Source organism: Rhizobium sp. 01L419 (assembly GCF_056400025.1).
In genome coordinates this window covers 143,608-158,458 of sequence record NZ_JBFTSM010000013.1, presented here as the reverse complement: position 1 = coordinate 158,458, position 14,851 = coordinate 143,608, and the positions used below count along the sequence as shown (strand labels likewise).

At 61.9% G+C, this 14,851-nt stretch carries 11 protein-coding genes and 1 pseudogene; 11 read left to right on the top strand and 1 reads right to left on the bottom strand.

The features are described 5' to 3' along the window. The first annotated feature begins 18 nt into the window (after nucleotides 1–18). The 8 genes and pseudogenes from AC1DUP_RS24305 to AC1DUP_RS24270 all read left to right on the top strand — a co-directional run bounded on the left by AC1DUP_RS24305 (nucleotide 19) and on the right by AC1DUP_RS24270 (nucleotide 10,547). Nucleotides 19–1,092: a putative urea ABC transporter substrate-binding protein gene (locus tag AC1DUP_RS24305; protein ID WP_477835032.1), complete on the top strand. Its 1,074-nt coding sequence runs from the start codon at nucleotides 19–21 to the stop codon at nucleotides 1,090–1,092. 56 nt (nucleotides 1,093–1,148) lie between these two features. Next, nucleotides 1,149–1,967, top strand: coding sequence for an ABC transporter permease subunit (locus AC1DUP_RS24300; RefSeq protein ID WP_113309975.1), 819 nt, complete (start codon nucleotides 1,149–1,151; stop codon nucleotides 1,965–1,967). Then, nucleotides 1,964–2,797, top strand: a complete 834-nt coding sequence (locus tag AC1DUP_RS24295) for an ABC transporter ATP-binding protein (RefSeq protein ID WP_477835029.1) — start codon at nucleotides 1,964–1,966, stop codon at nucleotides 2,795–2,797. The genes AC1DUP_RS24300 and AC1DUP_RS24295 overlap by 4 nt, the downstream gene beginning before the upstream one ends. After that, complete coding sequence (locus AC1DUP_RS24290) at nucleotides 2,785–3,606, top strand: urea amidolyase associated protein UAAP1 (protein ID WP_477835080.1); 822 nt, start codon at nucleotides 2,785–2,787, stop codon at nucleotides 3,604–3,606. The genes AC1DUP_RS24295 and AC1DUP_RS24290 overlap by 13 nt, the downstream gene beginning before the upstream one ends. Before the next feature lie 10 nt (nucleotides 3,607–3,616). Continuing rightward, entirely contained in the window at nucleotides 3,617–4,267 is a 651-nt protein-coding gene (locus AC1DUP_RS24285; RefSeq protein ID WP_477835027.1) for an urea amidolyase associated protein UAAP2, read from the top strand. 2 nt (nucleotides 4,268–4,269) lie between these two features. Then, complete coding sequence (gene uca, locus AC1DUP_RS24280) at nucleotides 4,270–7,809, top strand: urea carboxylase (RefSeq protein WP_477835025.1); 3,540 nt, start codon at nucleotides 4,270–4,272, stop codon at nucleotides 7,807–7,809. Nucleotides 7,810–7,812: 3 nt separating this feature from the next. Further along, complete coding sequence (atzF, locus tag AC1DUP_RS24275) at nucleotides 7,813–9,624, top strand: allophanate hydrolase (protein ID WP_477835023.1); 1,812 nt, start codon at nucleotides 7,813–7,815, stop codon at nucleotides 9,622–9,624. A gap of 139 nt (nucleotides 9,625–9,763) precedes the next feature. Further along, nucleotides 9,764–10,547: pseudogene (locus tag AC1DUP_RS24270) on the top strand (ABC transporter ATP-binding protein). A gap of 83 nt (nucleotides 10,548–10,630) precedes the next feature. On the opposite strand, the gene AC1DUP_RS24265 reads toward AC1DUP_RS24270, so the two are convergent. Continuing rightward, nucleotides 10,631–11,308 (bottom strand): GntR family transcriptional regulator, encoded by a 678-nt coding sequence (locus tag AC1DUP_RS24265; RefSeq protein ID WP_477835021.1) that lies wholly within the window; start codon nucleotides 11,306–11,308, stop codon nucleotides 10,631–10,633. A gap of 335 nt (nucleotides 11,309–11,643) precedes the next feature. Here AC1DUP_RS24265 and AC1DUP_RS24260 point away from each other — a divergent pair, with 335 nt between their 5' ends. The 3 genes from AC1DUP_RS24260 to AC1DUP_RS24250 are packed head-to-tail and all read left to right on the top strand — an operon-like array spanning nucleotide 11,644 to nucleotide 14,848. Next, the gene (locus AC1DUP_RS24260; RefSeq protein WP_477835019.1) at nucleotides 11,644–12,771 is read left to right on the top strand and encodes a BMP family ABC transporter substrate-binding protein; all 1,128 of its coding nucleotides are present in this window, start codon (nucleotides 11,644–11,646) and stop codon (nucleotides 12,769–12,771) included. 20 nt (nucleotides 12,772–12,791) lie between these two features. After that, nucleotides 12,792–13,922 (top strand): ABC transporter permease, encoded by a 1,131-nt coding sequence (locus tag AC1DUP_RS24255; RefSeq protein ID WP_477835017.1) that lies wholly within the window; start codon nucleotides 12,792–12,794, stop codon nucleotides 13,920–13,922. Next, nucleotides 13,922–14,848 (top strand): ABC transporter permease, encoded by a 927-nt coding sequence (locus tag AC1DUP_RS24250; RefSeq protein WP_113309967.1) that lies wholly within the window; start codon nucleotides 13,922–13,924, stop codon nucleotides 14,846–14,848. Before AC1DUP_RS24255 ends, AC1DUP_RS24250 begins: the two co-directional genes overlap by 1 nt. Nucleotides 14,849–14,851 lie beyond the last annotated feature (3 nt).

Below are 14,851 nucleotides of genomic sequence, written 5' to 3'. Positions count from 1 at the left end.
AGCAGAAGGGGAATTTCAATGCAGACTTTTTCAAAGATTGTTTCCATCCCAGCGCTGGCGGTATCGCTGATGCTTGGGCTGGCTTCCGTCGCAGAGGCGGAACAGAAGACCGAATTCAAGGTGGCCTGGTCCATCTATGTGGGCTGGATGCCTTGGGGTTATGCAGCCGATCACGGCATCGTCAAGAAATGGGCTGACAAATACGACCTCAAGATCGATGTCACGCAGTTCAACGACTATGTGGAGTCGATGAACCAATACACGGCCGGCGCCTTCGACGCCGTGACGCTGACCAATATGGACGGGCTGTCGATCCCGGCCGCCGGCGGCGTCGATACGACCGCCGTGATCGTCGGCGACTTCTCGAACGGCAATGACGCCGTTATCCTGAAGGACAAGGCGAGCCTTGCCGATATCAAGGGCCAGAACGTCAATCTCGTCGAATTCTCCGTCTCGCACTATCTGCTCGCCCGCGCGCTCGAAAGCATCAAGCTGACGGAGCGAGACGTGAAGGTCGTCAACACATCTGATGCCGACATGGTTGCCGCCTACAAGACGCCCGATGTCACCGCCGTCGTCACCTGGAACCCGCTGGTCTCCACCATCATCGAGGATCCCTCGGCGAAGAAGGTTTTCGACAGCTCGCAGGTGCCAGGCGAAATTATCGACCTGATGGTCGCCAATAGCGGCGTGCTGAAAGACAATCCGAACTTCGGCAAGGCGCTCGCCGGCATCTGGTATGAGACCGCTGCCCTGCTGCGGGCAGACACCGCCGAAGGCAAGGCAGCCCGCGAGGCCATGGGATCGGCTTCGGGCACCGATCTCGCCGGCTTCGAAGCCCAGCTCGCAGCTACCAAGCTCTTTGACAAGCCGGCTGATGCCGTTGCCTTCGTCGCCTCACCCAATCTGCCGAAGACCATGGATCTGGTGCGCAACTTCCTCTTCGAAAAGGGCCTGCTCGGCAATGGTGCGCCGTCTGCCGACGTCATCGGCATCGAAATGCCTAATGGCAAGGTACTGGGCGACGCCGGCAACGTGAAGCTGCGCTTCACCGAAACCTACATGAAGGCAGCCGCCGACGGTTCGCTCTGACCGTAATGGAGGCGCGGCTTGCCCGCGCCTCTCCCCTTCATCAGCGGAGCATTCCCATGCGTTGGATCAACACGAGGCCGAGCCGAGGCGCGCAGTTCGCCTTGATGCTGCTGCCCTTCGTGCTGCTCGCCCTTGCCTATGCCTTCGGCTCGGCCGCGCGACTGGCGGAAAATGCCAATGACAAGCTTCTGCCGAGCCTTGCCGGCTTTGGCGATGCGATCAACCGTCTGGCCTTCGTCGTCGACCAGCGTACCGGCGAGTTTCTGCTGTGGTCGGACACGGGCGCCAGTCTCATCCGCCTGCTCTCCGGCCTCGGCATCTCGACGGCGATCGCGCTCATGATCGGCATGCTGATCGGCATGCTACCTTATCTCAGAGCGCTGCTCGCTCCGTTCATTGCCGTCATTTCCATGGTGCCGCCACTGGCACTGCTGCCGATTCTCTTCATCCTCATGGGTCTCGGCGAAACATCGAAGATCGCCCTCATCGTCATCGGTGTTGCGCCGACGATGATCCGTGACTTGGCGCTGAAGGCGCTGGAATTGCCGCGTGAGCAGATCGTCAAGGCCGAGACGCTCGGCGGCTCCTCCTGGCAGATCGGCCTGCGTGTCGTGCTACCGCAGATCCTGCCGCGGCTGATCACCTGTCTGAGGCTGCAGCTCGGCCCGGCCTGGCTGTTCTTGATTGCGGCCGAGGCAATCTCGTCGGATTCAGGTCTCGGCTACCGCATCTTCCTCGTCCGCCGCTATCTCTCGATGGACATCATCTTTCCCTATGTCGTCTGGATCACCCTGCTTGCCGTGGTGATGAACACTTTGCTCGACCGTCTGCGCATCGCCGTCTTCCCCTGGTCGGAACTGGAGAAGCAGGCATGAGCGAGCTGAAGATCGAAAGGGTCTGGAAGGAATATGGCGACCAGATCGTGCTCGAGGATGTGTCACTGACCGTCGCCGCGCGTGCCTTCGTCGCGCTTGTCGGGCCTTCCGGCTGCGGCAAGAGCACATTCCTGCGCATGCTGCTTGGCCAGGAACAGCCGACGAGGGGCAAGATCCTGCTCGACGGCGAGCCCCTGCCGCCGGAGCCGGGACCGGATCGCGGCGTCGTCTTCCAGCGCTATTCCGTCTTTCCGCATCTGACGGTGCTCGGCAATGTGCTGCTCGGCAAGGAACTGACCGCCGCGCGCTTCAGGGCCAAACTCTTCGGCGCGGCACGCCGCGACGCCATCGCGGAAGCACGCCAGCTGATTGCGGAGGTCGGACTCGCCGGTTCGGAGAGCAAATATCCGGCCCAGCTTTCCGGCGGCATGCAGCAGCGCCTTGCGCTCGCCCAAGCACTCATCATGAAGCCGAAAGTGCTGCTGCTCGACGAACCCTTCGGCGCGCTCGATCCCGGCATCCGTGCCGAAATCCACACGCTGATGAAGCGGCTCTGGCACGAAACGCAGATGACGGTCGTCATGGTTACCCATGACATGCGCGAGGCCTTCACACTCGCCAGCCGCGTCGTCGCCTTCGAACGCCGTCGAGACCGGCCGGAAGAGAAGGAGCGCTACGGCGCCACCATTACCAAGGATATTTCCATCTGGCCGCCGCGCCTTGCCGGCCAGTCAACGATCTTCAGCCCCGACCGGGACGGCCCGGTCTCTTCCCTGGGGCACAGCCGGGACGACCTGGCACCGTCAGGAGAGATGCTATTATGCATATAAGACGCTCGTCCGAAGAAATCGCCGCCAATCGCGCACGCTACGAGGAGCACCAGAAAAAGGGTCTGGAATTCGCGCCCAAGGCCCTGCCTGGCCCAAGCCCGCTGCCGGCGCCGACCATCGATGCGAACACCGTCATCCACCAGGAGACCATCCCCGGTGGTTGGTACTGGTCGACGAAGCTTTTGCGTGGCGAGGCGATCCGCGTCGATCAGGCCGAGGGCAATTCCACGGTAGCGCTCGTCGCCTGGAATGCTGAGGATACGAGCGAGCGGATCAATCTCGTCGATACCGCCAAGGTTCAGTGGACGACGGCGCTCGGCAAGGGGCGGGTGATCTTCTCCGATATGGGCCGCGTCATGTTCTCGATGATCGAGGATAGTTCCGGCGCCCATGACTGCCTGATGGGCGGCTCGACGGCTGCCTCGAACGCAGCGAAATATGCCGGCCAGAAGACCCGAAACACCCGCGACAACCTCGTCCTCGTCGCGGTCAAGCTCGGCCTCGACCGTCGCGATATTCCAGGCATCCTCAATCTCTTCGCGCCAGTGCGCATTGCCGAGGCCGGCGGCTTTGGCTGGCAGGGCAAACGCTCCAACAGCGGCGATTACGTCGAGTTGCGTGCCGAAATGGACATACTGGTCGGCTTTTCCAATTGCCCGCATCCGCTCGATCCGGATCCAGCCTACCAACCGAAGCCTGTTGTCATCACCCGCTACAAGGCGGCGGCTCCGGCTGCGGATGATCTTTGCCGCACGGCAACGACCGAAGCCGTGCGTGGCTTCGAAAACAGCGCCCTTATGCAGGCCTGAGGAGACGACGATGACCGATTTCATTCAGACCTCGCCTGCCCGCAGCCCGCAAACCGCCGTCGAGGATCATTTCATCGCGGCCGAAGCCCCGTGGTCGGGCATCGTGCGCAAGGGCCAGACGATCCGCATCGAGGACAGCTACGGCCAACAGGCGATCGACACGCTTTTCTATCGTGCCGATGATTTCTCCGAGCGCTATTCCAACCAGGACACGATGCGCATGCAGGGTGCTGCCTATATCGGCATTGGCACGAAGATCATGTCGAATGAAGGCAATGTCATGCTGACCATGACGGCCGACAGTTGCGGTCGCCACGACACGTCCGCCGGCGCCTGCTCTTGCGAAAGCAATACGGTGCGTTTCGGCCATGGAACGAAATACCTGCATGCCTGCCGCGATAACTTCGTCCTTGAGGTCAGCAAATACGGCTTGGGCAAGCGCGATATCGTGCCCAACATCAACTTCTTCATGAACGTGCCCATTAAGCCGAATGGCGAAATGACGATCGTCGACGGCATTTCCGCGCCTGGGGACTATGTCGAACTCGTCGCTGAAATGGACGTGCTCTGCGTCATCTCCAACTGCCCGCAGATCAACAATCCCTGCAACGGCTTCGATCCGACGCCGATCCGGGTGCTGATCTGGAATGGCGAGGACTGAGCATGTTCAAGAAAGTCCTGATCGCCAACCGGGGCGAAATCGCCATCCGGGTCATCAAGACGCTGCGACGGATGGGCATTGCCTCCGTCGCCGTCTATTCCGATGCCGACCGCTTCGCCAAGCCCGCGATGATGGCGGATGAGGCCATCCGTCTCGGGCCGGCGCCTGCCAGCGAAAGCTATCTCAATGTCGATGCCGTCATTGCCGCCTGCAAGGCAACAGGGGCCGAGGCGGTGCATCCCGGCTACGGCTTTCTGTCGGAAAATATTGGCTTTGGCGAGCGGCTTGCCGCCGAAGGCATCGCCTTCATCGGTCCCCGCCCCGAACATCTCTCCGCCTTCAGCCTGAAGCATACGGCGCGCGAACTGGCCAAAGCGAGCGGCGTGCCGCTGCTGCCCGGCACCGGCCTGCTGTCGAGTGCCGACGAAGCGCTCTCAGCGGCGGAAACGGTCGGTTATCCCGTGATGCTGAAAAGCACGGCTGGCGGCGGCGGCATCGGCATGCAGCTCTGCGCCGATGCCGAAAGCCTGAAGGTGTCCTTCGAAAGCGTGCAGCGCACCGCGCGGGCAAGCTTCGGCGATGCGCGAGTCTATATCGAGCGTTTTGTGGCTGAGGCACGCCATGTCGAAGTGCAGATCTTCGGCGATGGAAAAGGCCAGGTGATCGCGCTCGGCGAGCGCGATTGCTCGCTACAGCGACGGAACCAGAAGGTCGTGGAGGAAACGCCGGCCCCCGGCCTTTCGGCGGCAACCCGCGCCCGCCTGCACAAGGCAGCCGTCGACCTCGGCGCGGCGGTCTCATACGAATCCGCCGGCACCGTCGAATTCATCTACGATCCCCTGCGCGAGGAATTCTACTTCCTTGAGGTCAATACCCGCCTGCAGGTCGAACATCCCGTCACCGAAGCCGTGTTCGGCATCGACCTGGTCGAATGGATGATCCGGCAGGCCGCGGGCGAGGGTGTGCTGTCCAGTGCGGAGGCTCTGCAGCCGAAAGGGGCCGCGATCGAAGTTCGCGTCTATGCCGAGATGCCGCATGCGGATTTCCTCCCGAGTGCCGGCCTGCTGACGGAGGTCGTTTTTCCTAAAGACGCGCGCATCGACGGCTGGATCGAGACCGGCACGGAGGTCACACCCTTTTACGATCCGATGCTCGCCAAGGTGATCGTGTCGGCCGAGGACCGCCCGGCGGCGATCGAAAAACTGAAGGCGGCCCTTGCCCACATGTCAATATCGGGCATCGAGACCAATCTGGACTATCTCAGGGCCATCGCCAGCTCCGAGCTTCTGGCGAGCGGCAAGGTGGGGACGACGGCGCTGCGCGATTTTTCCTTCGTGCCCGATGTCATCGAGGTGATTGCGCCCGGCGCGCAGTCGAGCATCCAGGAACTGCCGGGACGGCTTGGCCTCTGGCATGTCGGCGTGCCCCCAAGCGGGCCGATGGACGAGCGCTCCTTCCGTCACGCCAACCGTCTCGTCGGCAACGACGATACAGTCGCGGCACTGGAACTGACGGCGTCAGGCCCGGTCCTCAAATTTCACACCGATACGGTGGTCGCCCTTGCCGGCGCAAGGATGGCGATGAGCACTGATGGTGAAAAACTGCCGCATGACGAAGCGGTTACCATCCGCGCCGGCCAGATCCTGTCGATCGGCACCATAGACGGCCCCGGGCAGCGGGCTTACCTCGCCGTGGCGGGCGGTTTTGCCGCCCCTGTCGTGCTCGGCTCGCGCGCCACCTTCGGCCTCGGCCAGTTCGGCGGCAATGCCACCGGCACGCTGAAGACAGGTCATGTGCTGCACCTTGCCCGTCAGGCGGCCGCCGATGCACCGAAGCCGGCGACCGAGGCGGCAGAGTTGACGCGGGAATGGGATGTCGGTGTCGTCTACGGTCCGCACGGCGCACCGGATTTTTTTGAGGATGGCGATATCGAGGCCCTGTTTTCGACGAGCTACGAGGTGCATTTCAACAGCGCCCGCACCGGCGTGCGCCTGATCGGCCCCGCGCCGAAATGGGCGCGCAGCGATGGCGGCGAAGCCGGCCTTCATCCCTCCAACCTGCATGACACTGCCTATGCGATCGGCGCGATCGATTTCACCGGCGACATGCCGATCATTCTCGGACCGGACGGGCCATCGCTTGGCGGCTTCGTCTGCCCGGCGGTGATCGCTCGCGACGAACAATGGAAAATGGGCCAGTTCAAGCCGGGTGATCGCATTTGCTTTCACCCCATCTCTCGTCCCGAAGACCCCATCGCCGGTCCAGCGGTGCATCGGGCGAAGGAGGATGCCGGCTCGCCCATCATCGGCAAGCGCGACGACGGACCGGTCTCAGTCGTCTACCGCCGTCAGGGCGATGACAATCTGCTGGTCGAATACGGGCCGATGACGCTCGATATTGCCTTGCGGCTGAGAGTGCATCTTCTGATGCAGGCCGTATCGCAGGCCCACCTGCCCGGCATTATCGATCTCACGCCCGGCATCCGCTCGCTGCAGATCCATTATGACGGCGCGACGCTGACCCGCAAACGCCTGCTCGGCCTGCTGGCCGAGATCGAAGCGAGTCTGCCGACGGCGGAGGACGTCAAGGTGCCGAGTCGCATCGTGCATCTGCCGCTCTCCTGGAATGACCCGGATGCCGAACTTGCCATGCGCAAATATCAGGAGCTCGTGCGGCCGAATGCGCCCTGGTGCCCCTCCAATATCGAGTTCATCCGGCGCATCAACGGGCTGGCGGATGAACAGGCCGTGCGCGACGTCGTCTTCGACGCCAGCTATCTCGTGCTCGGCCTCGGCGACGTCTATCTTGGGGCGCCGGTCGCCACCCCGGTCGACCCGCGCCACAGGCTGGTGACCACGAAATACAACCCGGCCCGCACCTGGACGCCGGAGAATGCCGTCGGCATCGGCGGTGCCTATATGTGCATCTATGGCATGGAAGGGCCCGGCGGATACCAGCTTTTCGGCCGCACCATCCAGGTGTGGAACACCTGGCGGCAGACACCGGTCTTTGCCGAGGGCAAGCCCTGGCTGCTGAACTTCTTCGATCAGATCCGCTTCTTTCCTGTCAGCCACCAGGAGCTGAAGGAGGCGCGCAGCGCCTTCCCGCACGGGGGCTATCCCGTCCGCATCGAAGAGACGGAATTCTCCTACCCTGCATACGAGAAAGAACTGCAGGCGAATGCCGCCTCGATTGGAACCTTCAAGGCAAGCCAGCAGGCCGCCTTCGAAGCCGAGCGCCAGCGCTGGAAGGAGGCGGGCCTCGACACCTTCGTCACTGACGAAGGTATCGGCGAAGGCCCCGATGGCGATATTCCCGAAGGCTGTTTCGGCGTGGCCAGCGCCGTGCCCGGCAATATCTGGAAACTGCTGGTCGAGCCGGGCGCACCGGTTGCGGCGGGCGATACGCTTGCCATCATCGAATCCATGAAAATGGAAATCAACGTCACCGCACATGCGCCAGGCCGCGTCCGCGACCTGCGTGCCGGCCCCGGACGCAATGTCAAAGCGGGCGATATCATTGTTGTTCTGGAGGAATGCTGAACCATGCTGCCGACCATTCTTGATCTGACCAGCCTTCGCACAGCCTATGAGGCGGGCACAACGCCGCTGGAGGTCATCGAGACCGTCATTGTCCGTCGCGCGGCTTCGATGGATCCGGCAATCTTCATCACGCCGACGCCAGACGATACGATGCGAGCTGAGGCACGCGCCCTGATGGAGCGCGCGCCTCAGCCGAACAGCCTGCCGCTCTGGGGTATTCCTTTCGTGGTGAAGGACAATATAGATGTGGAAGGTCTGCCGACAACGGCCGCGTGCCCCGCATTTTCCTACGATCCCGAGAGGGACGCAACCGTCGTCGCGAGGCTGAGGGCTGCGGGCGCGATCGTCATCGGCAAGGCCAATCTCGATCAGTTTGCGACCGGCCTCAACGGCACGCGTTCGCCTTACGGCGCGCCGCGCTCAGTCTTCGACAGGAACTATGTGTCGGGCGGCTCTAGCTCCGGCTCGGCGGTTGCCGTCGCCTCGGGCCTGGCGAGCTTCGCGCTCGGCACCGACACAGCAGGCTCCGGGCGCGTACCGGCTGCCTTCAACAATCTCGTCGGCATAAAGCCGACACCGGGACTGGTACCGAATGTCGGCGTCGTGCCTGCCTGCCGCAGCGTCGACGTCGTCACCGTCTTTGCTGCAACGGTCGGCGACGGCGTCGCGATCCGCAAGGTGATGGAGGGATATGATGCCGCCGATCCGTTCTCGCGCAAAGCGGTTCCGTCCGGCCTGCCCGCTTCCGGTTTGCGGATCGGCGTGCTCGACGGAGCGGAACGGGAATTCTTCGGCAACAGCCACGTCGAGGCTCTCTATGATGCCGCAATCGAAAGAGCGCGCGCACTCGGCGCCACCATCGTTCCCTTCGACTACGCGCCGTTCAGGCAGGCAGCTGAACTGCTCTACAACGGTCCCTGGGTCGCCGAGCGGCTTGCGGCGGTGAAGGATTTTCTTGCCACGAATGCCGCCGATTTCGACCCGACGGTTCTCAGCATTATCGAGGGCGCGAAAGCCTATGACGCGGTCGCCGCTTTCGAAGGCCGGTACAAGCTGGAAGCGCTGCGCCAGAAGACGGTGAGGCAATGGGAAAAGGCCGATATCCTGATGCTGCCAACATCGCCGACCACCTATACGGTCGAAGACATGATGGCGGATCCGATCGTGAAAAACGGCCATTTCGGCCGGTACACCAACTTCGTCAACCTGCTCGATTGCGCAGCGATCGCCGTCCCAGCCGGCTTCGACGCCAACGGTCATCTCCCTGCTGGCGTGACTTTGATCGGGCCTGCCTTTAGCGATGACGCCCTCGCCCCCTTCGCAGACGCCATGCATCGGACTTCGAACGCAGGAATGGGCAAGGATCGTCTTGCGGTGATCCCCGAGCAAAGCCGCCTGCCGCAGGCCGATGACGGCTTGGTGCCGATCGTCGTCGTCGGGGCGCATCTCACCGGCATGCCTCTCAACCACGAATTGACCCGACCAGGTGGCAGGCGCGTCAAATCCTGCCGGACTGCACCGGACTACCGCCTCTTCGTTCTGCCCGATACCATCCCGCCGAAGCCAGGCCTCATCCGCGAACCCGGCTTTGATGGCAAGGGCCTCGAAGTTGAGGTTTGGAAAGTCACCGCGGAAGCTTTCGGGCTTTTTGTCCAGAATATCCCGGCCCCGCTCGGCATAGGCAAGGTAACGCTCGATGACGGTTCCCAGATTTCAGGTTTTCTCTGCGAGGCTCATGCAATCGATGGCGCGCGCGAAATCACCGAATTGGGGGGCTGGCGCGCCTACGTGACAGATCAACGGATACCGAAATGAAATGAGCGTGAAGTATCATCTCATAAGATTCTTGCTGGCGATGCTCGCCGGCCTCGAGGCACGAAGTGCCTCGAGGCGGTTCGGTCGCCGCAGGATCAGGTGACGAGGCGGGACCGAGGGGTACCGCATTCGCCATAGAATGCTTCCATGTCTGACGATGATGTCGATAGGAGTCGATCGGGGCGGCGTGCGCGCCGAGGTCCTGAAAGACATCAACCTGACGATTTGCGAGGGCGAGTTCGTCTCGATCATTGGCCATTCTGGCTGCGGCAAGTCCAATCTCATTGCCGGTCTGACGCCGGTTTCTGAGGGCGCCGTGCTGCTTGAAAACCGCGAGGTCAACCAGCCAGGTCCGGAACACGCCGTCGTCTTCCAGAACCATTCGCTCCTACCGTGGCTGACGGTCTACGACAACGTCAATCTCGCCGTGTCCAAGGTCTTCAGCCGAACGAAGACCAAGAGCGAGCGGCATGAATGGGTCATGGCCAATCTCGATCTCGTGCAGATGGCGCATGCCAAAGATAAGCGACCCTCGGAAATATCAGGGGGGTATGAAACAGCGCGTCGGCATTGCGCGTGCGCTTTCCATGGAGCCGAAGATCCTGCTGCTCGACGAGCCCTTCGGCGCGCTCGACGCACTGACCCGCGCCCATCTTCAGGACGCGGTGATGGAAATCCACGCTCGGCTAGGCAACACGATGGTGATGATCACCCATGATGTGGATGAAGCGGTGCTGCTGTCCGACCGCATCGTGATGATGACCAACGGTCCGGCGGCTCGCATCGGCGAAGTGCTCGACGTGGTCATCTCCCGCCCTCGCAATCGCATCGAACTCGCTTCCGACCGGACATATCTCAAATGTCGTGAAGCGGTTTTGAAATTCCTCCATGAACGGCACCGCTTTATCGAAGCTGCAGAGTAGATCCCGCGAGCGGCCATGGCGATCATGTGCGTCGTGGCTTTGCACTCTCGCCAATGCGACGCACCTGGTCAGGCGTCCCGCGCTCACGCCTCTCCGGCCGTTGCAAAGACCACGCTGGCATCGCTGACAATTTCCACATGGGAATATGCCGCCTGCGCAGCGACGGGGCCATCTGCTCGCATGATGGCGGTTACGATCCGGCCGTGCTCCTCGTAGGATTTTGCCAAGCGCCCGGGCAGCCGGAATTGAGCTCGCCGAAAGGGTGCGAGCCGCGCACGCGTCTGCGTCACTGTCTCGAAAATATGATCGTTATGCGCGCCTCGGTAGAGGCGGGTGTGAAATTCGGTATTGTGGGCGGAATATTCTTCCTCCGCGCCGGCACGTACCAGCCTCATCGATGCCTTGTGGTCCAGTTCCAGGGTGCGCCGCTCGTCGACTGTCATGCGCTCGGCCGAGAGCCTGGCGCAGATCGCTTCGAGTTCCGCCATCGCCTCGAACATCGAATGCAGATAGGCCTCGGTCACGTTGGTGACGACTGCGCTGCGGTTCGGCTCCCGACCGACAAGCCCCATTGCTCCGAGTTCGCGCAACGCCTCCCGCACCGGGGTCCGCGACACCTCGAAACGAACAGCGAGTGAGACTTCATCAAGCTTCTCGCCCGGCAGCATCTGCCCGGTGACGATCAAGTCGGCAATCGCCCGGACCATCTGCTCGACGGTCGTTCCAGCCCGGATGATCTCTCTGCGCCTGACTTGCTTCAAGAAACGATTCTACCTTGTTGTGGCTGCATACACATGCCCGCTCGGTTGTTTAAAGTCAATGCAGAGGTATCGCGTTGATAATGCAACATTATATTTTGAGACTGTCGCTCAGGCTGGTGGAGAATCCGTCGCCAACGGTGATGATGGATTATTTTTTATGCGATGCATAATTTTCGATCTTATTCGACGATCAAATTGCATGCACTTTCAATCGCATCAACCGGGCGACCAAAGATTTCCTCGTAAAATCATAGCAGTAGAATCTGGCACATCCGTTGCATACACTTTTGAGTAACCAATCGAAACGGCAAAGACCGCCGTAGGGGAGCATTCCGATGACCAGACTCCTTTCCATGAAACGACGCCATTTCCTTCAGGCTTCTGCTGCCGCCGCTTTCGTCGGCGCAGCACCTGGTTTCCTCTCCTCGCGCGCACTTGCCCAGACGGCTCTCACGGTCGGATTCATCTATGTCGGCCCCAAGGATGACTATGGCTACAACCAGGCGCATGCCGAGGGTGCTGCTGCCGTCAAGGCGCTGGCCGGCGTCACCGTCGTTGAAGAAGAGAACGTTCCCGAGACGGTAGACGTTCAGAAGACGATGGAATCGATGATCAATCTCGACGGCGCCACCCTGCTGTTCCCAACCTCCTTCGGCTATTTCGACCCGCATATGCTGGCTATGTCCGCCAAATATCCTGATATCCAGTTCCGCCATTGCGGCGGACTGTGGCAGGAGGGCAAGAACCCGGCCAATACCGGCTCCTATTTCGGCTATATTTTCCAGGGGCAGTATCTGAACGGCATCGCGGCCGGTCATGCGACGAAGAGCAAGAAGATCGGTTTTGTTGCCGCCAAGCCGATCCCGCAGGTTCTTCAGAACATCAACGCCTTCCTGCTCGGCGCCCGCTCCGTTGATCCGACGATCACCTGTCAGGTGATCTTCACCGGCGAATGGTCGCTCGCTGTCAAGGAAGCCGAAGCCACCAATGTGTTGATCGACCAAGGCGCCGACGTCATCACCTGCCATGTCGACAGCCCGAAGGTGGTCGTGGAAACGGCCGCCGGCCGAGGCGCCTTCGTCTGCGGCTATCACGCCAATCAGAGCCCGCTTGCGCCCGAGAAATACCTCACGGGCGCCGAATGGGCCTGGGGCAATGTCTATAGTGACTTCGTCAAGAAGGCGCAGGCGGGCGAGAAGCTCGGCAACTTCGTGCGCGGCGGCCTGAAGGACGGTTTCGTGAAGATGAGCGCGCTCGGTCCTGGCGTTTCCGAGGCGGGTCGCAAGGCATTCGAAGCGACGCAGGTGGAGATGATGAAGGGGAGCTTCTCGGTGTTTAAGGGTCCACTGAAGGACAATAAGGGCGAGACCGTCGTCGCGGCCGGCAAGGGCTACGCCGAAGATGCGATCGAGCTCGAAAGCATGAACTACCTGGTCGAGGGCGTCGTCGGGTCAACAGCGTAAACCGTCAGGGGAGAAGCGCCATGACCGTTCAGGCCAATGATCCCGCACTATCAGTCGCTTCCGAAAAGCCGGCGTCACTGCGCCCCGCCCTCGAATGGATCGCGCGACACGCCGAACCTGCTATGATCGGCCTTGCAGCCATCCTGATCGGTCTTGCGCTCTTCTCCCTGTTCATACTGGCGATCGGCAAATCGCCGGCGATGCTCTTCCAGCTCATGTATACCGGCGGCTTCGGCAGTTGGTTTTCGGTGCAGAACACCTTAAGTCGTGCCGCACCCCTTCTCCTGACGGCACTTTGCGTCGCCCTGCCGGCCCGCCTCGGCCTCGTCATCATCGGCGGGGAAGGAGCGGTCGTGCTGGGCGGCGTTGCCGCTGCAGCCATGGCCATGCCGCTGGCCGGCTCGGCACCTGTCCTCCTGACCCTCATCGTGATGGGCATCGCCGCCATGGTGGTCGGCGGCATCTGGATCGGCCTTGCCGGTTTCCTGCGCCATTATCGCGGCGTCAACGAGACGATCTCCTCGCTGCTGCTGTCCTATATCGCCATCGCCCTGATGAACCAGTTCGTCGAGGGGCCACTGCGCGATCCCGCCAGCCTCAATAAGCCATCGACCAAGCCGTTGCCGCCGGAATATATGCTCGGCAACATCCCCGGCATGGACGTGCATTGGGGCCTCGTCATCGGCATCATCGCCTGCATTCTCTCCTGGATTTTGATAGAAGTGACGAGTTTCGGCTTTGCCGCCCGCATCGCCGGCGGCAATGTGCGCGCTGCTCAGATCCAGGGCTTGCCGGTCGGCAGGCTGATTACCAGCTTCACCGCAATCGCCGGCAGTTTCGCGGGACTTGCCGGGATGATCGAGGTCGTAGCCGTCCAGGGCAGTGCCAATGCATCGCTTGCCGCCGGTTACGGCTATACCGGCATCCTCGTCGCCTTCCTCGCCCGTCACAATCCGCTGGCGATCATCCCCGTTGCGATCCTGCTCGGCGGCATTGATGCCTCCGGCGGTCTTATTCAGCGCCGCATGGGCCTGCCCGACGCCACCGTGCTGGTCCTGCAGGGCACGCTCTTCATCGTCATCCTGTTCTGCGAGACCTTCTACGGCCGCTTCAAGATGTTCAATCCCGACCTCTGGAAAAGGAGCCTCTGATGGAAGAGACAGGCATCGGCCTATGGGGCGTGCCCCTTGCCATCCTTGCAGGCGCCATCCGCGTGTCCACGCCCTTCATTTTCGTCAGCCTCGGCGAAACTGTCACCGAGCGTTCCGGCCGCATCAATCTTGGACTTGAAGGTACGCTGGTCTTCGGCGCCATGACGGCCTACGCCGTCGCCGTGATGACCAATTCGCCCTGGCTCGGAGTGCTCTCGGCCATGGCGACGGGCGCGGCGTTCGGCCTCGTGCATGGCTGGATCTGCAAATGGCCGAAGGTCAACGATATCGCCATCGGCATTGCCATGATGCAGTTCGGTCTTGGGCTTGCCTTCTTCCTCGGCAAGTCCTTCATCCAGCCTGCCGCCCCGCATCTGCCGGCGATACCACTCGGCTTCTGGTCGACCATGCCGCAGATCCAGGCGGCGTTAAACATCAACGTGCTCTTCCTGCTTGGCGCAGCTCTCGCCTTCATCCTTTGGTGGGCCTTCAAGAATACCCGGATCGGCCTGATCCTGCGCGTCGTTGGCGACAGCACCGATGCCGCACGCGCCATGGGCATCAATCCTGATCGTGTACGTCTGCTCGCAACCGCCGTCGGCGGTTCACTGGCAGCCATCGGCGGCGCCTACCTCTCGCTCTATTATCCGGGATCCTGGAACGAGGGCATTTCATCGGGTCAGGGTCTGATGGCCGTGGCGCTCGTCATCTTCGCCCGCTGGAACCCGATCGGTTGCTTCCTCGCCGCCCTTCTTTTCGGTGGCGCTGGTGCGCTTGGCCCGGCGCTGCAATCGGTCGGCGTCACCCAAGGCTACTATCTCTTCTACGCCGCTCCTTACGTGCTGACCCTGGTCATCATGATCGCCACCTCCTCGCCGACGCGTTCGCTCGCCGGTGCACCCGGGGCGCTTTCCCTGACGAAATAAGCA